Source organism: Pseudomonas sp. N2-3-1-14 (genome assembly GCF_041228395.1).
Classification (GTDB): domain Bacteria; phylum Pseudomonadota; class Gammaproteobacteria; order Pseudomonadales; family Pseudomonadaceae; genus Aquipseudomonas.
Genome location: NZ_CP166199.1, coordinates 567,510 through 586,238 on the forward strand (window position 1 = coordinate 567,510; position 18,729 = coordinate 586,238).

The 18,729-nt window shown below is 61.1% G+C and carries 18 protein-coding genes and 1 pseudogene; 6 read left to right on the forward strand and 13 right to left on the reverse strand.

Annotated features, from left to right (window positions below):
- Positions 1–44 precede the first annotated feature (44 nt).
- From AB5I78_RS02660 to AB5I78_RS02685, 6 genes are read right to left on the reverse strand one after another with little or no spacing between them, the layout of a single operon-like run.
- Positions 45–1,715 (reverse strand): AMP-binding protein, encoded by a 1,671-nt coding sequence (locus tag AB5I78_RS02660; protein WP_369301614.1) that lies wholly within the window; start codon positions 1,713–1,715, stop codon positions 45–47.
- Entirely contained in the window at positions 1,712–2,257 is a 546-nt protein-coding gene (locus tag AB5I78_RS02665) for a hypothetical protein (RefSeq protein WP_106577550.1), read from the reverse strand. Before AB5I78_RS02665 ends, AB5I78_RS02660 begins: the two co-directional genes overlap by 4 nt.
- Positions 2,254–2,508 carry an acyl carrier protein gene (locus AB5I78_RS02670; protein WP_106577551.1) on the reverse strand — a complete coding sequence of 85 codons (255 nt, stop codon included), beginning with the start codon at positions 2,506–2,508 and terminating at the stop codon, positions 2,254–2,256. The genes AB5I78_RS02665 and AB5I78_RS02670 overlap by 4 nt, the downstream gene beginning before the upstream one ends.
- Positions 2,509–2,517: 9 nt before the next feature.
- Entirely contained in the window at positions 2,518–2,787 is a 270-nt protein-coding gene (locus AB5I78_RS02675; RefSeq protein WP_010213712.1) for a phosphopantetheine-binding protein, read from the reverse strand.
- Positions 2,765–3,577, reverse strand: coding sequence for a 1-acyl-sn-glycerol-3-phosphate acyltransferase (locus tag AB5I78_RS02680; RefSeq protein ID WP_242198848.1), 813 nt, complete (start codon positions 3,575–3,577; stop codon positions 2,765–2,767). The genes AB5I78_RS02675 and AB5I78_RS02680 overlap by 23 nt, the downstream gene beginning before the upstream one ends.
- Complete coding sequence (locus AB5I78_RS02685; RefSeq protein WP_262207956.1) at positions 3,553–4,272, reverse strand: beta-ketoacyl synthase chain length factor; 720 nt, start codon at positions 4,270–4,272, stop codon at positions 3,553–3,555. The genes AB5I78_RS02680 and AB5I78_RS02685 overlap by 25 nt, the downstream gene beginning before the upstream one ends.
- 349 nt (positions 4,273–4,621) lie before the next feature.
- Between AB5I78_RS02685 and AB5I78_RS02690 the strand changes: the two genes are divergently transcribed.
- Positions 4,622–5,392: a ParA family protein gene (locus tag AB5I78_RS02690; RefSeq protein WP_106577554.1), complete on the forward strand. Its 771-nt coding sequence runs from the start codon at positions 4,622–4,624 to the stop codon at positions 5,390–5,392.
- 469 nt (positions 5,393–5,861) lie between these two features.
- The gene (locus tag AB5I78_RS02695) at positions 5,862–6,083 is read left to right on the forward strand and encodes a DUF6124 family protein (RefSeq protein ID WP_145160035.1); all 222 of its coding nucleotides are present in this window, start codon (positions 5,862–5,864) and stop codon (positions 6,081–6,083) included.
- Positions 6,084–6,207: 124 nt separating this feature from the next.
- On the opposite strand, the gene trxC is transcribed toward AB5I78_RS02695, so the two are convergent.
- Positions 6,208–6,642: a thioredoxin TrxC gene (gene trxC, locus AB5I78_RS02700; RefSeq protein ID WP_369301612.1), complete on the reverse strand. Its 435-nt coding sequence runs from the start codon at positions 6,640–6,642 to the stop codon at positions 6,208–6,210.
- Positions 6,643–6,876: 234 nt separating this feature from the next.
- On the opposite strand from trxC, the gene AB5I78_RS02705 reads away from it, so the two are divergent.
- Positions 6,877–7,173 (forward strand): type II toxin-antitoxin system HigB family toxin, encoded by a 297-nt coding sequence (locus AB5I78_RS02705; RefSeq protein WP_369301611.1) that lies wholly within the window; start codon positions 6,877–6,879, stop codon positions 7,171–7,173.
- Entirely contained in the window at positions 7,170–7,571 is a 402-nt protein-coding gene (locus tag AB5I78_RS02710) for a type II toxin-antitoxin system HigA family antitoxin (RefSeq protein WP_369301610.1), read from the forward strand. Before AB5I78_RS02705 ends, AB5I78_RS02710 begins: the two co-directional genes overlap by 4 nt.
- A gap of 6 nt (positions 7,572–7,577) precedes the next feature.
- Here the strand turns inward: AB5I78_RS02710 and selO are convergent, their stop codons facing one another.
- From selO to AB5I78_RS02735, 5 genes and pseudogenes are all read right to left on the reverse strand, one after another.
- Positions 7,578–9,041: a protein adenylyltransferase SelO gene (selO, locus tag AB5I78_RS02715; RefSeq protein WP_369301609.1), complete on the reverse strand. Its 1,464-nt coding sequence runs from the start codon at positions 9,039–9,041 to the stop codon at positions 7,578–7,580.
- 48 nt (positions 9,042–9,089) lie between these two features.
- Positions 9,090–12,428 carry a mechanosensitive channel MscK gene (gene mscK / locus AB5I78_RS02720; RefSeq protein ID WP_242198854.1) on the reverse strand — a complete coding sequence of 1,113 codons (3,339 nt, stop codon included), beginning with the start codon at positions 12,426–12,428 and terminating at the stop codon, positions 9,090–9,092.
- 56 nt (positions 12,429–12,484) lie between these two features.
- The gene (locus AB5I78_RS02725) at positions 12,485–14,227 is read right to left on the reverse strand and encodes a potassium/proton antiporter (protein ID WP_106577559.1); all 1,743 of its coding nucleotides are present in this window, start codon (positions 14,225–14,227) and stop codon (positions 12,485–12,487) included.
- Positions 14,228–14,459: 232 nt separating this feature from the next.
- Complete coding sequence (locus AB5I78_RS02730) at positions 14,460–15,332, reverse strand: methyl-accepting chemotaxis protein (RefSeq protein WP_370004714.1); 873 nt, start codon at positions 15,330–15,332, stop codon at positions 14,460–14,462.
- Between the two features lie 30 nt (positions 15,333–15,362).
- A pseudogene (locus AB5I78_RS02735) lies at positions 15,363–16,085 on the reverse strand (MCP four helix bundle domain-containing protein); the annotation flags it as partial.
- A gap of 277 nt (positions 16,086–16,362) precedes the next feature.
- Between AB5I78_RS02735 and AB5I78_RS02740 the strand changes: the two are divergent.
- Both AB5I78_RS02740 and AB5I78_RS02745 read left to right on the forward strand, forming a co-directional pair.
- The gene (locus AB5I78_RS02740) at positions 16,363–16,593 is read left to right on the forward strand and encodes a hypothetical protein (protein WP_038844376.1); all 231 of its coding nucleotides are present in this window, start codon (positions 16,363–16,365) and stop codon (positions 16,591–16,593) included.
- Complete coding sequence (locus tag AB5I78_RS02745) at positions 16,590–16,883, forward strand: cell division protein ZapA (RefSeq protein WP_119738009.1); 294 nt, start codon at positions 16,590–16,592, stop codon at positions 16,881–16,883. Before AB5I78_RS02740 ends, AB5I78_RS02745 begins: the two co-directional genes overlap by 4 nt.
- Here AB5I78_RS02745 and AB5I78_RS02750 read toward each other — a convergent pair.
- Positions 16,880–18,682: an acyl-CoA dehydrogenase gene (locus AB5I78_RS02750; RefSeq protein WP_369301607.1), complete on the reverse strand. Its 1,803-nt coding sequence runs from the start codon at positions 18,680–18,682 to the stop codon at positions 16,880–16,882. The genes AB5I78_RS02745 and AB5I78_RS02750 overlap by 4 nt on opposite strands.
- Positions 18,683–18,729: the final 47 nt, after the last annotated feature.

The following is an 18,729-nucleotide window of genomic DNA, read 5'->3' on the forward strand; positions in this document are numbered from 1 at the left end:
ACAAAAAGTCTGCTGGCCACAGGAAACCCGCTGGCCACAAAAGTTTATGCACTTGGCGCCTCCAACACTATCCGGCCGCTGGAGCAGGCGGCGACGCCATTGCGGTAGGCAAAATACAGCTTGCCGCGTTCCTGGTCGAAGCGCAGGTGCAGTTCAACCTGATCGCCGGGGCGCACCAGTTGCTGGAACTTGAGCACTTCCATGCCGGCAAAGGTCGTGGGCACATCCAGCAGTTGCTGGCCGAGGTTGAACGCCCATTCCACTTGCACCACCCCCGGCAACACCGGCGTGACCGGGAAGTGGCCGCTGAAATACGCCAGGTCCGGCGGGATGCTCAGTTGCACGGTCCATTCGCCGTCAGCCTCGACTTGCTCCAGCACTTCCGGCGCTTTTGGCCGGGGTGCCAGCAGCAACGCCTCTACCTCGGTCTGCGGCAGTTTGCCCTGGCTGTTCAGCGGCAACTGGCGCAGCAACCGCCAGCGACGTGGCAGCGCCAGTGCTTCGCAGTGTTGGCTCAGGTGCTGGCGCAGAGTTTGAGTGACGGCGCGGCGGCCTTGATTGCGCAGGGCATGCAGGCCATCGGCGCTCAACACCACCAGCGCGCCGAGCGAGGCGCGGTTTTCCTGCACCACGCCCAGGCGGGTTTCGGCGACCCAGGCGTGGGCCATCAGCGCCTGTTCGAGCATCGGCAGGGAGATGCGTTTCTCTTCCAGCTTGACGATACGGTCCAGGCGGCCGAGCAACTCGAAGCGCCCGTCGCAGTGAATGCGGGCGGCATCGGCGGTCTGTTCAATGTGCCCGGCCGGTAGATAAGGTGAGGCAATGCGCAGGGCGCCGTCGGCATCCTGGCTCAGTTCTACCTCGGCAAACGGCTGCCACGGCTGCGCGCCTTGGCGCCAGGCAATGCCGCCGGTTTCCGAGCTGCCGAGGATTTCCGTCGGCCATTGCTGCAAACGGTCGTACAGGCTGCCGGCAGCCTCGATGGGCAGCGCGCCACCGGACGAAAACACCCGCGACACGTGGCTCAGGGCGGGCCAGTCGAGGTTGTCGCCCATGCGTTTGAGCAGCGCGGGGCTGGCGACCCAGGCAAATTGTGGGTGTTCGCGGCTGGCGCGCTGCAGGTCTTCGGGGAAGGCCAGTTGTTTGCGTACAAAGGTGCGCCCGGCGCACAGCGGCCACAACACCCGGAACAGCAACCCGTAGATGTGCTGGGTGGCGACGCTGCCGATGATGCAGGCGTCTTTAAGGTCCGCGCCCCACAAGGCTTCCAGTGCTTCCACCTCGTTGGCAAGTTGGCGCAGGGTCTTGTCGATGCGCTTGGGCTCGCCGCTGGAGCCGGAGGTGCACAGGCTCAAGTGGCAGGCGTCCAGGTCGAGTGCGGCGGCGCTTAACGGCGGCTGATACAGCGTGTCGAGATCGGCGGCCTCAACCAGCCAGGCGTCCACGGCGTCGTCCCAGCGCTGGCGGGTCTGGGGTTGCAGGTCGGCCGGCAGCAGCACGCTGACCCCGGCCCGCCAAGCGCCCAGCAGGGCAATGGCCAACAGGCCGGCGTCTTCCAGGTGCACGGCCAAACGCCGGATGCCGCGCGCTTGCAGGCCCGCCGCCAGGCTCAGGGAGTGCGCCCACAGTTGGGCATGGTTCATTTCAGGCTCGGTGGTGACCCAGCGCTGTTGCAGCGGCTCAAGCAGCAGGTGCTCAAGTTTCAACCCATTCATACGCGGCCTCGAACCCTTTGTCGTACCAGCCATTCCACGGCAAACAACAACCCCATCAGCCCGTAGGCGATCAGGCCGTTGTACAACGTCCACCAGCTCAGCGGCGCCCACAGGGTGAGGGCGGCGGCGAGCAGGCCATTACACAGAAAAAATACACTCCACACCACGGTGACCTGACGCGTATAGCGGATGGCCTCGGGCGGCAATTGCGGTTCAGTGATGCGGGCCAGGCGCTCGACCATCGGCGGGCCGTATTTCAGGCTCAAGCCGAACAGCGCCAGCATGAACGCGCTGACCAGGCTGGGGTACCAGCGCAGCAGCTGCGGGTTGTCGAACCAGGCCAGCAGCAGGCAAAACACGATCACCGCCATCGCCATCCAGCGGCTGCCCGGGCGGCGTGCGCCGGTCAGCGCGCGCAGCAACCACAGGCTGCCCAGCAGCAGGCCGAATTGCCACGGCGCAAAGTGCTCGGTGCCGTAATACACCGCAAAAGGGTACAACAGCCCCGCCAGCAACAGGCCAAGGCCGATCAGCCGGCTCATGCGGCAGGTGCGACCAGACGGTACACCGCCTCAACCACATCGTTCACGGTGCGCACGGCCTTGAATTCTTCGGCGGCGATCTTTTTGCCAGTCTGGCGCTTGATGTGATCGATCAAGTCCACGGCGTCGATGCTGTCGATTTCCAGGTCCTGGTACAGATTGGCGTCGAGGGTGACGCGCGAAGGCTCCAGTTCAAACAGTTCCACCAAGGCGTCGCGCAGGGTGTTGAAAATATCGTCACGAGTTTGCATGGTCCGGTCTCAAGCTGCCTGTCTGGCCGTGACGAACGCCGCAAGGCTGGCCACGTTGGTGAAGTGATTGCGCGTGTCTTTGGCGTCGGCATCGATCTTGATGCCGTACTTTTTCTGGATCGCCAGGCCCAATTCCAGGGCGTCTACCGAATCCAGGCCCAGGCCTTCGCCGAACAGGGTCTGCTCGCTGCCGATATCGTCGACGCTGATGTCTTCCAGGCCCAGGGCCTCGATGATCAGCATCTTTATGTCGTGCTCAAGGCGGTGTTGGTCGCTCATCTTCGGCGAGCTCCTTAATGAAATAGTGGTGCAGGTAATCGTTGAGCTTGCGTGAAGCCTGGGGCGCGGGCCCGAGTGCGGCAAAGGTGTGTGGTTCTATATCGGCACCCACGCGCAAACTGAAGTGAAATCGACGTTTGGGAATGCGGTACCAGGGTTCTGCCTTGGTCAACGTCGTAGGGCTGACCTTGATCACCACGGGGGTGATGATTGTCGCACCGCGCAGCGCGATGGCGGCGCCACCGCGATGAAAGGCGGGCGCCGCGCCGGGTGTGGTGCGGGTGCCCTCGGGAAAAATGATCAGGGTCTGGCCCTGGCGCAACGCCTCGGCGGCGGCGTCGAGCATGTCGGCGCTGCCGTCATTGCTGATATAGCCTGCATCGCGCACCGGCCCACGGGTGAACGGGTTCTGAAACAGGCTCTGCTTGACCACGCAGTTGGTCTGGCGCATCAGGCCGATCAGGAACACCACGTCGATCAGCGACGGGTGGTTGGCGATGATCATCTGGCCCGGGCGACCGAGCTTTTCCGCGCCTTCGACGCTGTAGGTCAGCACGCCGGCGCGCTGCATCAGGCGGACGAAGAACCAGAACAGTTTGCTGATGGTGTGGCGGGCGCGGCGCTGATGTTTTTCAGCGCTGCCTGGCAGGCAACTGAGCAGCGGAAACACCAGCAAACGCAGGCACAACCCGCCGACGCCGAAGAAGAAAAAGCTCGCGGCGGTGGCAAACAGGCGCCAGTAATAGGCGTCCCGGGGTTTTTCGGTCAGGGCTTGCGTTGCCAGTTCCATACACGGTTCTTCCAGGCATGTTGGCAGGCAACCTGTTCGGTGAGCAGGGTGCGTAGCAGGTTCAGAGCGTGGGGCCACTGGGTTTGAGTGAGTTGGACAGCGCCGCTGTTTAGTTCCAGTCGCCACTCGTCGCCCGGTGTCAGCAGCAGGCCGAGGGCGTAAGGGAAGGGCACGTCATGAATCCAGCGAGCATAGGCTTCGGGGGGCTGTTCCTCGGTGATCACCAGCAACACCGCCGGGGCACCTTCGTTGAGCAGCGCGGCGGCTTCGAGCATGCCGTGCTCCAGGCCGTCGCCTGCGGCGGCGAGCGCGGTCATTTCGCTGGTTTCATTGCGCAGGATCGACCACAGGCCGATCACCGCGTTATGCACCGATAGGCTGAACTGGGTCGGCGACAGTGGCTGGCCGTCGGCCAGATCACTGAGGATGTCGAGGGTGCGCGGGGTTTCGCCGTGCCGGGAAATAAACACCAGCGGCAGGTCTTGCAGGCCTTCGGCCAACGGCCAGCCGACACTGAACGCCATGCGTGCCAGGCGGCTCAGGCGTCGGCGCTGCATGGCCGGCAAAAAGGACACGTCAGGCCAAGCATCGCTGGCAGGCAGCGCCACTGGGGCCTGGCACCAGGCGTGCCAGTCGTGCGCACTCTCCAGGCCGGGAGCCCAGGCGCGCCATTGGGCGATGTTGAAAGTGATCACTGAGAAGTTATCCCGCCCCTGCGGGCTTCCATGTGCGGCCGTTGGCCCCGAATACCGGGACAGGGAACGCAGGCCGAATGGCGCGCATTATCCCGGTGCTGCGGGCTTCTAGCAAACTTTGGTAAAGAATTGTTCACGGCTGATTACAATTTACTGGGAAAGATTTACAGATTGTCCTTTACGCGAGGACTGACGGGGTCGTCGGAGTATTCCTTTTAGTTTGTCGGCGCTGGATTACGGGTATCGCGCATCCGGCCGTGCAATGCGCCAGTGCATGGATGAACGAGGTAGCTAACAGGCGCTTTTGCCCTCTACACTCGGACATTCATTGATACACGGAGGTTTTTCCATGCGGCGTGTGGTGTTCAATCAGAAAGGCGGCGTTGGCAAGTCCAGCATTGCCTGCAACCTGGCGGCGGTCAGCGCCAGTGAAGGCTATCGAACCCTGTTGGTGGACCTCGATGCGCAAGCCAACTCGACTCAGTACCTCACCGGGCTGACCGGCGACGATATCCCGATGGGCATCGCCGAGTTCTTCAAGCAAACCCTGTCATCCGGGCCGTTTTCCAAGAAAAACCGCGTGGATATCTACGAAACGCCGTTCGACAACCTGCACGTCATCACCGCGACTGCCGAGCTTGCCGACCTGCAGCCCAAGCTTGAGGCCAAGCACAAGATCAACAAGCTGCGAAAGCTGCTCGATGAACTGAGCGAGGACTACGACCGGATTTACCTGGACACGCCGCCGGCGCTGAATTTTTATGCGGTTTCGGCGCTGATTGCTGCTGATCGTGTATTGATTCCGTTCGATTGCGACAGCTTTTCACGCCAGGCGCTATATGGCCTGCTGGCGGAAATCGAAGAATTGAAGGAAGACCACAACGAAGGCCTGGAAGTGGAAGGCATCGTGGTCAACCAGTTCCAGGCCCGCGCGAGCCTGCCGCAGCAGATGCTCGATGAGCTGATTGCCGAAGGCCTGCCGGTGCTGCCGGTGTACCTGGCCAGCTCCGTGCGCATGCGCGAGTCGCACCAGGAGAGCAAGCCGCTGATCCACCTGGACCCACGGCACAAGCTGACGCAGCAGTTTGTGGAGTTGCATAACTTGCTGGAAAGCGCGTGATTCTTGCCGGCACCGCCTGACCCTGTGGGAGCTGGCTTGCCTGCGATAGCATCACCTCGGTTTAACTGGCAAACCGAGTTGCCTGCATCGCAGGCAAGCCAGCTCCCACATTTGTTTTTGCATTCCTGCAGGGGGAATTGGATTGTTCCCACAGAGGCTGTAGGACACGTCTGGCAAGCGGGGTTGCGCCTTGTCTCGCTGCCTACAGATAAGCCAGAATCCGCCGGCTTGTGCGTCTGGATGGGCGTCTCTAAGGTTCTTCGGTCGTTGAATGTTCAGCGACCGGGTTTAGTAGCCCGTGGTGAGACGTACAGCAACTCTTCGGTCAGGATCTTCCTGAGCGTGATGGTGGCTGTACGGAGGGCGCTTTCGAGCGCGCCGGTTGCGTCTCCCCGGTCTACTAACCTGCGTACAGCTGCCACCCTCCGTTTAGTAGCGGCTGGTTGCGGCTCCTGCTCGGAGACGTTCCATGGTTAACCTTTATACCGTTGCACCCAACCTCCCTACCGAAACCCTCGTGCTCAACAGCTACGAAACCTTCTCTTCCGTGCGCACGCTATTACTCAAGCTATCCAACGACCTAAGCGGCGAACACCGCGACGTGGCCCTGGCCATCCATCAATTAAGCGAGCTAGGCGTACAGCTCGTAGGCCAGATGATGGACCGCGAAACCCCCGTAGCACGGGCTTAAAACGCGGTCAGTGTGGGAGCTGGCTTGCCTGCGATGCAGGCACCCGGTCTGTCAGGCAAACCGAGGGGATGCCATCGCAGGCAAGCCAGCTCCCACATTTGACCGAGTTGATGTTGGGTGTGGGTTATACGCCCTGGCTACGCAACCAGCTCATCAACTGCGGCAACGGGAATGCCCCACTCTGGCGCGCCACTTCGCGGCCGTTCTTGAACAGAATCAAACTGGGAATCGAGCGAATCCCCAACTGCGCCGACAGCTGCTGATTGGCCTCGCTGTCGAGCTTGGCCAACCGGCACTTGCCCTCCAACTGCCCAGCCGCCTGCTCAAACACCGGCGCAAACGACTTGCACGGCCCGCACCATTCGGCCCACACATCCACCAGCAGCGGCAGATCGCCCTTGATCTGGCTGGCGTAGTCGCCCTGTTTCAACTCAAAGGGCTTGTTCAAAAACACCGGCTGTTTACAGCGCCCGCATTTAGGCGCATCACCCAGGCGCTCGCCGGGGATGCGGTTAAGGCCGTTGCAATGGGGGCAGGGAATGACGAGAGGTTCGGACATGGTGGGCTCCTTGGAATTGACCATGGAGTGAAGTTGGAGTCCGCGACCGGGTTTATCAAGGTGTGGAGCAAACGACTCATCCACTCACAGTTTGCCCAAGCTGATGTGAGATCGCCTATCTAGGCTGTTGGGGCGTGTGTTGTTTTGCGCCATCTGTCTGTTTGCAAATATAGCAAATTGCGATAATTCGACTTCGGGTTTAACCTTCATAGCAAGATGCGATAAGGATGTTGCATGCGAGTGATCAGCGAGAAAAGGATTTGGGAAGCCAAGCAAAAGTGGCCACGTTCAGCCAGTGCTTTAGATGAATGGTACCGCCGGATAAAGCGCAACAGCCCGGCTGACTTCGCGTCAATGAAAGGCATTTTTCCCGCAACGGATAAAGTCGGGCAGTTTCATGTGTTCGACATTGGGGGAAACAAACTGAGGCTAATCGGTTTCGTGCGCTACCAAGCGCAAAGAATTTACATCAAGTATTTGCTCGATCACCGTGAATACGAACAAGACAACTGGAAGGAGAAAATCAGATGAGCGCACTCATCCGGCTCGCTGCTGAACATTGGCAATTTGTTTCACCTTTGCTGCGCAAGCCAAAAAACGAGGCGGATTACGATGTATTGGTCAATGCTCTCGACGAACTGCTGGAGCTGATCGGTGAGGATGAATCAGATCCGCTGATGAGCTTGGTGGATATTCTCAGTGACTGGATCGAAGCCTACGATCTTGAGCATCGCCCGATGCCTGTCGCCAGTGGTGTCGACGTGCTGCGCGCAATGATGCGCGAGCACGGCTTGAACCAGAGTGATCTGCCAGGCGTAGGCACACAGTCGGTTGTGTCGGAAGTCCTGAGCGGTAAGCGCAAGCTCAATCTGCGGCAGATTCGATGGCTGGCCGAGCGATTTGGCGTTTCCGTGGAAACGTTCATCTAGTCGGTTCTACGACGAACAACTAATCTCCAAATGCTTGCCCCAATCCGGCGGCCGCTGGGCGTATTGCTCCATCCCCGCCTGCTCTTCAAAGGGTTTGCTCAGCACTTCATGCAATCGACGTACTTCGCTGTAGTCGCCTGACTCGGCGGCGGCGATGGCGTTTTGTGCAAGGTAGTTGCGCAGGATGTACAGCGGGTTTACCGCGTGCATGCGCTCACGGCGCTGCACTTCGCTGTAGTCCCCGTCTCGCGCAACGCGGGCTTTGTAGCGTTCGGCCCAAGCATCAAACCCTGCGAGGTCGACGAAGTCATCGCGCAGCCGCGCCACAGCTTGCGCTGCGGGCTCATCACCCAAGCGGCGGAAGAACAGCGTGTAATCGACGCCGCTGTTTTGCATCAGCTTGAGCAACTGCTCCACCAGCTTCTGGTCATCGTCTTCGGCGGTGGTCAACCCCAGCCGGCGGCGCATCAGGTCCAGGTAATGGGCCTGGTACAGCGGCAGGTAAAGGCCAAGCGCCTCTTTCAAGGCGTCAACGCTGATAAACGGCGTGAGCGCCTGGGCCAGCGCGCTGAGGTTCCACTGCCCAATGGGTACCTGATTACTGAAGGAATAGCGCCCTTCGTGATCGGAGTGGTTGCAGATGAAGTGCGCGTCAAAGTCATCGAGGAACGCAAACGGCCCGAAGTCGAAGGTGATGCCCAGGATCGACATGTTGTCGGTGTTCATCACGCCGTGGCAGAAGCCATAGGCCTGCCATTTGGCGATCATTTCGGCATTGCGCTCAACGATTTCGCGGAACATCGCCAGGTACGGCTCGGGCTGCTCGCGGCACTCGGGGTAGTGCAGGTTCAACACGTGTTCGGCCAGTTCAGCCTGCTGCTCGGGCTTTTTGGTGTAGTAAAAATATTCGAAATGCCCGAAGCGGATATGGCTGTGCGCAAGGCGCAGCACCATGGCGCCGCGTTCCTGTTTCTCGCGCCAGACGGGTGTGCTGGAGCCGATCACGCACAGGGCGCGGCTGCTGGGGATGCCCAGCGCATGCAAGGCCTCGGATGCGAGAAACTCACGGATCGAAGAGCGCAGCACCGCGCGGCCGTCGCCCATGCGCGAATAAGGCGTCATCCCGGCGCCTTTGAGGTGCAGGTCCCAGTGTTCGCCGGCCTCGTTGTACACCTCGCCCAGCAACAGCCCACGGCCGTCGCCCAGTTGCGGGGTGTAGCCGCCAAACTGGTGTCCGGAATAGACCATCGCCCGCGGCTCTGCTTCGGCCCACAACTTGTGCCCGCTGAACAGCTCGGCAAACACTGGCGTTTCGGCCACCGCCGGGTCGAGGTCGAGCAGCGCCATGGCGGCGTTGCTCGCCACCACAAGGCGCGGCTCATCGAGGGGTTCAGGCAGTACGTGGGTTGAGAACGCGTCGCCCAGGCGTGCGAAGCGGTTGTCGAAGGTCAGTTCGTCGAGGGCTTTCACCGGCCATCTCCAGCAGAATGTCCGAGCATTCTGCTGGGGATAGGCGCGTTAGTCGAGTTTGCTCGGCGGTGGTTCTTGCACGCCGCCGTCGTTGGCGGGTTTGGCTGGGGTGTCGACTTCCACCAGTTTGTATTCCTGGCCGTGGAGGTTCTTGAGGTAAACCTCCATCTGGCGGAACGAGATGTTGATGTGGTGGTTCTTGAACTCGCGGTTGATAAAGCGGTTCACCTCGTCGATCACCGGGTTGCGGTCACCGAGGTCACGCACGTGCATGCGCAGTTCGTGGTCGAGGGTGCTTTCGCCGAAGTTGAGGAAGTACACGTGGGGCTCTGGCTCTTTCAACACGCGCGGGTTTTCTCGCGCCGCCTTGAGTAAGAGTTCCTTCACCAGGTCCAGGTCGGAGCCGTAGTCCACGCCCAGCTTCAGGGTCACGCGGGTGATGGTGTCGGTCAGCGACCAGTTGATCAGTTGCCCGGTAATAAACGTCTTGTTCGGGACAATGATGTCTTTGCGGTCAAAGTCGGTGATGGTCGTCGCACGGATGCGGATCTTGCTGACCGTGCCCGACAGGTTGCCGATGGTGATGGTGTCGCCGATACGCACCGGGCGTTCGAACAGGATCATGATGCCGGAGATAAAGTTGGCGAAGATCTCCTGCATCCCGAAGCCCAACCCCACCGACAGCGCTGCCACCAGCCATTGCAACTTGTCCCAGCTCACGCCGAGCGTGGACAGGGTGGAGACAAAGCCGACGCCGGCAATCACGTACGACAGCAAGGTGGTTGTGGCGTAGGCGCTGCCTTGAGCCAGGTCCAGCTTGGACAGCACCAGCACTTCCAGCAAACCCGGCAAGTTGCGCGCCAGGGCGAAGGTGATGCCGATGATGATTGACGCACCCAGCAAGTCGCCGAAGCTGATCGGCACCATGCTGATGTTGGCGCCGGTGCCGCTGGTGTATTCGTACAGGGTGATGTTATCCAGGTAGGAGAACACGGTGATCAGGTCTTTCCACACCCAGTACAGCGCCGCGATAAAGCCGCCGAGCAGGGCCAGGCGGATCAGGCGCATGGACTGTTCGTTGACCTGTTCGATGTCCAGGGTCGGTTCTTCGATCACCGCTTCGCCATCCCCGGCTTCCTTGGCCGCCTGGCGTTTGGCCAGTGCGCGCGCGTAGGCCAGGCGCCGTGCGGCGACGCCCAGGCCGCGCACGAAGGTGGCTTCGATCACCAGCCAGAACATCAACAGGTACAGGGTATTGATCAAGCGGTCGCTGAGTTTGAGCGCGGTGTAGTAATAGCCAAAGCACACCGCCAGAAACAGGGCGACGGGCAGGGCGGTGAACACCAGGCCCACGGCTTTACGAAACAGTGAGGCTTTCTCGTGGGTCGGGCTGTTCAGCAGCAGGCGGCCCAGCAACCAGGCCATCAGCGCGTAGCACGTCAGCACCACACCGATGCCCAGCACGTCGTCGGCCAGCGCCTCGGGTTGGTGCTCGGCGATGGCCACTACGGCCACCAATGCCAGCACTACCAGGCCGAGTTTGCGCACCCAGCCTTGCAGGAATTCAACCTGGGGTTTCTCCCAGCGAAAGTGCAGTTCCGCCACGCCGCCCGGCGCCAGGATGCGGTAGGCGGTGTAGAACACCAGCCACGCTTGGGCGATCTGCAGCAGTGCATCGCCCAGGTTGGCGTTTTGCCCGCGGGCGTCGATCTGCAGCGCGTAGCCGCACAGCGCCAGGCCCAGGGACACCGGCATCGCCAACAGAATGTTGATCAGGATGGCCTGCGGCGTGTGCCACTGGCTGTCGCGCTTGAAGTGGCCGATGTCCAGGTGAACCTTGTTCAGCCGCTGGTACAGCGCTTTACGCCGCCACAACAATGCACCGATCAACAGCAGCAGTGGCAGGAACAACAGCGGGCGCTGGGTCAGGCCGTCGTACAGTTCGCTGACGCTGGAGGCCCACGGCAGAGTGGTGATCTGTTTGTTCAGGTGCGCCGGTACGGTTTCCAGCCACTCGGTGTCCAGCGGCTTATTGCTGGGGATCCAGAACATTTGCTCATCCAGCGTCGCGCGCAGGGTGGTGGCGGTGCTGAGCAGTTGTTTCTGGTTCAGTTGCAGGGTGATCGATTCGTTCAGCAGTGCGCTCAGCTCACGGCTCAGGCGCTCGAGCAAGTCGCTGCGGGTGATCGCCAATTCCAGCAAGGTGCGGCGCAGTTGCGGCGTCACGTCTTCCGGTGGCTGGTTGGCCAGCAAGTTATCCACATAGGCACTGGGTGAGTTGATCTGCTCACGTTGCTGGTTGATCTCGAACTGGTACAGGCGAATGTTGGCGATATCGTCCGCCAGGTCGCGGTCGACCGTGAGACGGGGCAGCGCCTGTTTCTGCTTGTAGAGGATCTTGGAGAGCAGCAGGCTGCCCTTGAGCACGTTGATTTGCTCGTCCAGGGCCGAGTCGCTTTGCGTCACTGCGTCCAATTGCTGCTTGGTCTTGAGGTTGGCCTGGGTCAGCTCGTTAAGGCGGTCGGTACTCTTGAGCAGGTAGTCGGACAGTTTGAGGTTGGCCGCGCTTTCCGAGGCCAGCAGGCTGCTGCCCCCGGCTTTCTGCGCTTCGATGGACTGTTGGGTCACGGTCTGCTGGGACTGGGCCAGGCGTTTCTGGTTGATCAGCGTTTGCAGGTCCTGGATTTCCTGCTCCAGGCGGCTGGTTTTCTCGGTTGCCAGGTCGCGCTGGCTATTGCCCAGGTCTTGCAGTTGGCTGTTGCCGGCCAGTTCCTGGCGGCGCAGTGGAATCAGGGCATTGAGGGCGGCCAGTTCGGCATTCAGCTGGTTGCGCTGGTCGCCGGTGAGGGTCTTGCCGTTGTCTTTGCCCGCCTTGAGGATCGAATTGATCTGCTGGATGCGCGTCTGGCTGTTGCTGATTTCGGTCTGGGCGCGTTCGGGGCGGGTCTGGGCGGCGACGGACATGCTGTTGGCGTCGGCCACGGTTTTTTGCAGATCGCCTTGCTGGGTGGTGCGTTGCACCAGCAATTGCTCAAGCTGCGGCACCGGCAGGGTGGCGTAGCGCTGCGCCACCGGGATGATTTTAGTGGCCTTGAGCCGCACCAGTTCGCGCTGGTTTTCAGTGGTCTGGCGCGGAGCGTCTTCGAGCTGGCGCTTGAGGTCGACAAGGCGCTGCTCGTAATCCTGCTTGTTGCCCAGGTAGGTCAGGGTCTGTTGCAGGATGGTTTGCAGCGCCTTCATGTCGGCGTCGGGCAGCTTGCGGTCGGGCAGTTTGTCCAGGGTTTGCTGGATGGACTCGGCGCTGGGCGGGTCGGCGGCGTAAACGCTGCCGACACAGAGGGTCAGGCCCAGCAGGGCAGTGGCTAAAAAGGTGCGCAGAGTTGTCATGGATACCGGTCGAGCAAGGTAAAGAAGGTGGGGGCGTGGCGCCATAGCCCCGCAGTTTAGAGGAAGAGTCCAGGGCCTGGACGACTTCCTTCGGGGAATTTGACGCCGACTTTTCCGATTCTGTTCCCGTCCATGACCGCGACGGTCCACAGCGTGTTGTTCCATTCCACTTGGTCGCCCACCACTGGTGCGCCGCCGACCTTCTGGGTGATGAAGCGACTCAGCGGCATATCCGGGTCGATACCCTCGAGCTTGAGGCCGTACAGCGCCGACACCGCGCCCAGCTGGGCGTCGCCTTCGAGCACAAAGTCGCCGAAGAAGCGCAGGTCGAGACCACGTTGCGGCGCCTGGCTGAACAGTTTGCCCAGGGCCGGCAGGTTGTGTTCGTGGCCGATCACACAGAGCAAATCGTCGACTTCAAGCACCGTACTGCCCGACGGATGGAGCAGTTGCTGGCCACGGAACAGCGCGGCGATCCGCGTGCCTTCGGGCATTTTCAGTTCGCGCAGGGCCGCGCCGATGCACCATTTTTCTGCGCCCAGACGGTAGACGAACAGCTCCCACTCGCTGGTAACGTGCACTTCCAGGGCGGCGCGGGAGATCGGCGCAGGGTCGGGCGGTACGGTCACTTTCAGCAGCTTGGCCACCCACGGCAGGCTCGTGCCCTGCACCAGCAGCGAGACCAGCACGATAAAGAACGCCAGGTTGAAATACAGCTGCGCGTGCGGCAGGCCGGCCATCAGCGGGAACACCGCCAGGATGATCGGCACCGCGCCGCGCAGGCCTACCCAGGCGATAAAGGCTTTCTCGCGCCCGTGGAACGCCTTGAACGGCAGCAGGCCGACCATCACCGACAGCGGCCGCGCAAACAGGATCATCCACAGCGCCAGGCCCAGGGCGGGCAGGGCGATGGGCAGCAAGTCATGCGGCGTGACCAGCAGGCCCAGCACCAGGAACATGCCGATCTGTGCCAGCCAGGCCATGCCGTCGAGCATATGCAAAATGCCATGGCGGCTGCGCACCGGGCGGTTGCCGATTACCAGGCCGCACAGGTACACGGCGAGAAAGCCGCTGCCGTGCAGGGCGTTGGTCAGCGCGAACACCACCAGGCCACCGGCGATCACCAGGATCGGGTACAGGCCGGTGGCCAGGTTGATGCGGTTGACCATCTGCAGCATCAGCCAGCCGCCGCCCAAACCGACGATGCCGCCGATGCCGAACTCGCGGATCAGGTGGGTCAGCAGGCTCCAATGCAGGCCGGTCTGGCCGGTGGCGAGCATGTCGATCAGGGTCACGGTGAGAAACACCGCCATCGGGTCGTTGCTGCCGGACTCGATTTCCAGGCTGGCGGTCACCCGTTCGTTCAGGCCTTTGCCGCCCAGCAGGGAGAACACCGCGGCGGCGTCGGTTGAGCCGACAATCGCGCCGATCAGCAAGCCTTGAATGATATTGAGGTTGAATAGCCACGCTGCGGCCATGCCGGTGAGGCCGGTGGTGATCAACACCCCGACCGTGGCCAGCGACAACGCCGGCCAGAGTGCCACGCGAAAACTCGCCACCCGTGTGCGCAAGCCGCCGTCGAGCAGGATCACTGCCAAGGCAAGGTTGCCCACCAGGTAGGCGGTCGGGTAATTGTCGAAGATAATGCCGCCGCCATCGACGCCGGCGATCATGCCCACGGCCAGGATGATCACCAGAATCGGGATCCCCAGGCGGGACGAAAGAGAACTCACCAGAATGCTCGCACCCACCAGCAACGCGCCGATCAAGAACAGGCTGTTGATGGTCGTCGCATTCAAAGGCAGTACTCCAGAACTGGGAAGACAGGGCGCAAACTGACCATGCAGTCTGCGTGCCAGCGATTCTAACCTGTTGAATTGCTGTGCTGTCAAAAAGCTTTTGCGGGTTGGCTCAGATCTGATGTGGGAGCGGGCTTGCTCGCGAATACGGTGTATCAGCTACACATCAAGTGACTGACACTCCGCCTTCGCGAGCAAGCCCGCTCCCACATTTTTTACCCAGGTGTGTCAGTTACAGACGAAAGCGCCCCACCATCCCGTTCAAATCCACTGCCAGGCGCGACAACTCGCTGCTTGCTGCACTGGTTTGGCTGGCGCCGGTGGCCGATTGCACCGACAGATCACGAATGTTCACCAGGTTGCGGTCCACTTCCCGCGCCACCTGCGCCTGCTCTTCTGCCGCGCTGGCGATCACCAGGTTGCGCTCGTTGATCTCGACAATCGCGGTATTGATGGTGTCCAGCGACAGGCCCGCGCCTTTGGCGATGTTCAATGTCGATTCGGCGCGTTCGGTGCTGTTACGCATCGAATCCACCGCGTGTTCGGTGCCGGCCTGAATGCTGCCAATCATCCGCTCGATCTCGCTGGTCGACTGCTGGGTGCGATGGGCCAGGGCGCGCACTTCATCAGCCACCACGGCAAACCCGCGACCGGCTTCACCGGCGCGTGCGGCTTCAATTGCGGCGTTCAGCGCCAGCAGGTTGGTCTGGTCGGCCAGGCCTCGAATCACGTCCAGCACCTTGCCGATGTCACGCGATTCATTGGCCAGGTCGCCAATCAGCGTGGCGGTGGCCTGCACATCACCGCTCATGCGCTCGATGGCGCTGACGGTTTCCTGCACCAGATCACGGCCATCACCGGCGGAGGTGGTGGCGTTGCGCGAGGCTTCTGAAGTGCTGACCGCATTGCGCGCGACTTCTTCCACGGCGCTGGTCATCTCGTTCACCGCTGTGGCGGCTTGTTCGATTTCGTTGTTTTGCTGGGTCAGGCCGCGAGCGCTTTCGTCGGTGACGGCGTTCAGCTCTTCGGCGGCCGAAGCCAACTGGGTTGCCGAGCCGGCGATGCGTTGCAGGGTGTCGCGCAGCTTGTCCTGCATCTTGGCCATCGCCGCCAGCAGGCGTCCGGCCTCGTCGTTGCCGTCGACCTTGATCGGGCGGGTCAGGTTGCCTTCGGCCACTTCTTCCGCTGCTTCCAATGCCTGGGAAATGGGCAGAGTGATGCTGCGGGTCAGCAGCCAGGCGAACAACAGGGTCAGCAGGGTAGCGATCACCAACAGGCTCACCACCATATTGAAGGCCATGTTGTATTGGTCCTCGGCGTCCTTATTGGTGGTCAGGGCCATTTTGTTGTTGAGCTCCAGCAGGCGCGTGAGCACGGCATTGACCTGCTCGGAGTTGCTGAGCAATTCGGTGTTGAGCAATTTGCGCAGATCGTCGACTTGATTGGCCTGGGAGAAGCTCTTCATGCGCTCTTCAATCTGATGGTATTGACCGAGCAAGCGCACGTACTCGTCGTAGGCCGAACGCTCTTCAGCACCCTCGATGAGTTTTTCGTAGACAGCCTGGGCGGTGCGGATCTGCTGATTACGCAGCTCAAAAGCTTCCAGGGTTTTTTGCTGGATCTCCGGCTCGCGGTTGGTCAGCAGGCGGTACGACAATACCCGCAGGCGCAGGGTCAGTTGGGTGAACTCGTCGAGGGCGCGAATGCTCGGCACGCTGGCCAGGGTGATGTCTTCCGTGGCAGCACGGATCTTGCTCATTTGGTTCAGGGCGAACACACCGAGAAACAACATCAACGCGCCAATCAACGCAAAGCCGAGGAAGGCCCTCGGAGCGATATTCATATTACGAAGCGACATGCGGGAATCCTGGGGGAGAGCGCGATCCGTGCGGCCATGAGACGGTCAGTCCACCTCTATCGGTCGTAGGACTAAAGTCTAAAGGGGCCTGTGCGTTTTTGTCGCATCTGACGAGGGGTTGGGCGGATTCAGGAACCAGATCGGGTAAATGCAGTCACTAAGGCTCGAAAGTGCGGCCCGGCCCTTAAATATCGGGCTGCGCGCCTGGGATAACCCTGGCATCCGAGGTGAATTTTCTTTATCGTCACCGCCCTTTGAAAAAGCCCGAGAAATCAAAATGTTAGAAGCATCCCTCAGCCAACTGGAACAACTGGTCAGCGACCTGGTACAGCAGAATCAGGACCTACTGGGCAGCAACGAATCCCTCAAGGCCGAACTGGCCCGCGCCAAGGATGAAAACGACAGCCTGCAATTGAACCTGATGGAACAGGAAGAAAAGCACGGCGCTACCGCCGCGCGCATCCAGGCCCTGGTTGAGCGTGTGAGCGCAGGTCCTGTCGGCGCATGAATGAAGGCATAAAGGTCGTTTCGATTCTCGGAGAGGATTACTCGATCAAGGCGCCGGACGGGGAAGATCAAACCCTGATGCACGCCGTGACCATGCTCAAGGCCTCCCTGGCCACCACCAAGAAAAAGTACCCGACCCTGATCGGTGACAAATTATTGGTACTGGCTGCGCTGAACCTGTGCGCCGAGCAGATCGAAATGCAAAAGCACCACCAGCAGGAACTCGACCGTTACCAAGAGCAAGTCAGCGCCACGGTCGAAGTGATTTCCAAGGCGATCGGAACGCCTTAGAACCACGCATCCTGCATCCCCAGGCACGTGTCATCGCGTGCCTCCAGAATCGCCAGTTCATGATGGCAGCTCGGCACTTCCCAGGTCAGGAAGTACCGAGCGGCCTGGAGCTTGCCTTTATAGAAGGCAACATCCGCCGCATTGCCTTTGGCCAGGCCTTCCTCGGCGCGAATCGCCTGTTCCAGCCAGCGCCAGCCAATCACCGTGTGCCCGAACACCTTCAAATACAGTGCCGAATTCGCCAGACTGCTGTTGACCTTGCCTTGGGCGAGATCGGTCAGCAGGCCAATTGTCACGCTTTGCAGGCGGCTGACCAATTGCTCCAGCGGTTCGCGCAGGGCCGTCAGTGAGGCGTATTCCTGAGCCCGAGCGCCGGTTTCGGCGATCAGGCGGATCAGTTGCTTGAGGCCCGCGCCGCCATTCTGCGCCAGCTTGCGCCCGAGCAAATCCAGGGACTGGATGCCGTGGGTGCCTTCGTGGATCGGGTTCAGGCGGTTGTCGCGGTAGTACTGCTCCACCGGGTATTCGCGGGTGTAACCGTGGCCGCCGAGAATCTGGATCGCCAGCTCGTTGGCCTTGAGGCAGAACTCCGACGGCCAGGATTTGACGATGGGCGTGAGCAGGTCGAGCAGTTCGTGGGCTTGCTTGCGCTCGCTTTCGGTTTCCAGCGTGGTGGTGTCATCGAACAACCGCGCGGCATACAGGCCGAGGTCGAAGGCGCCTTCGACGTAGGCTTTTTGTGTCAGCAGCATGCGCTTGATATCGGCGTGCTGGATGATCGAAACCGGCGCGGTGCCTGGGTCTTTGCTGTCAGGCAGGCGACCTTGTGGGCGTTCGCGGGCGTATTCCAGCGAATAGAGGTAGCCGGCATAACCGAGCATGACTGCGCCCATGCCCACGCCGATGCGCGCCTCGTTCATCATCTGGAACATGCAGCTCAGACCCTGATGCGGCTTGCCGACCAGATAGCCGACGCAATTGCCGTTATCGCCGAAGTTAAGCGCCGTGGACGTGGTGCCGCGCCAGCCCATCTTGTGGAACAACCCGGCCAGCAGCACATCGTTGCGCGCGCCCAGGCTGCCATCCTCGTTGACCAGGAACTTGGGCACGATAAACAGCGAAATACCCTTCACCCCGGCCGGCGCATCCGGCAGCTTGGCCAGCACCATGTGCACGATGTTTTCCGACAGCGAATGGTCGCCGCCGGAGATGAAGATCTTGTTGCCCTTGAGGCGATAACTGCCGTCAGCCGCTGGCTCTGCGCGTGTACGAATATCCGACAGGGATGAACCGGCATGCGGCTCGGTCAGTGCCATGGTGCCGAAAAAGCGGCCCTCGATCATTGGCTGCAGGAAGCGCTGCTTCTGTGCCTCGGTGCCGAAGCTTTCGATCAGGTTGGCGGCGCCCATGGTCAGGAACGGGTAGGAGGTCGAGGCCGCGTTGGCCGACTGGAAGTGCGCAAAGCAGGCTTGCGATAGCAGGGTCGGCAACTGCATGCCGCCGGCGTCGAAGCTGCGCGCGGCGTTCAGAAAGCCGGCTTCGAGGAACGCGTCCACGGCGGGTTTGACGTCCGGAATCAGGATCGCCTTGCCGTCTTCATAGCGCGGTTCGTTTTCGTCGTTCTTGCGGTTGTGCGGCGCGAAGTACTTTTCGGCAATGCTGCGCGCGGTGCTGATGGCGGCATCGAACGTTTCGCGGTTGTGCTCGGCAAACCGCTCGCGCTGGGTCAGGCCCTCGGCATCGAGGACTTCGTACAGCTCGAAAGCCAGATTGCGGGAACTGAGCAGCGTCTCGGACATGGCGGCTTACCTTTTAAGGGAATGGCCGGAGTCTAAGTGCGCAAATA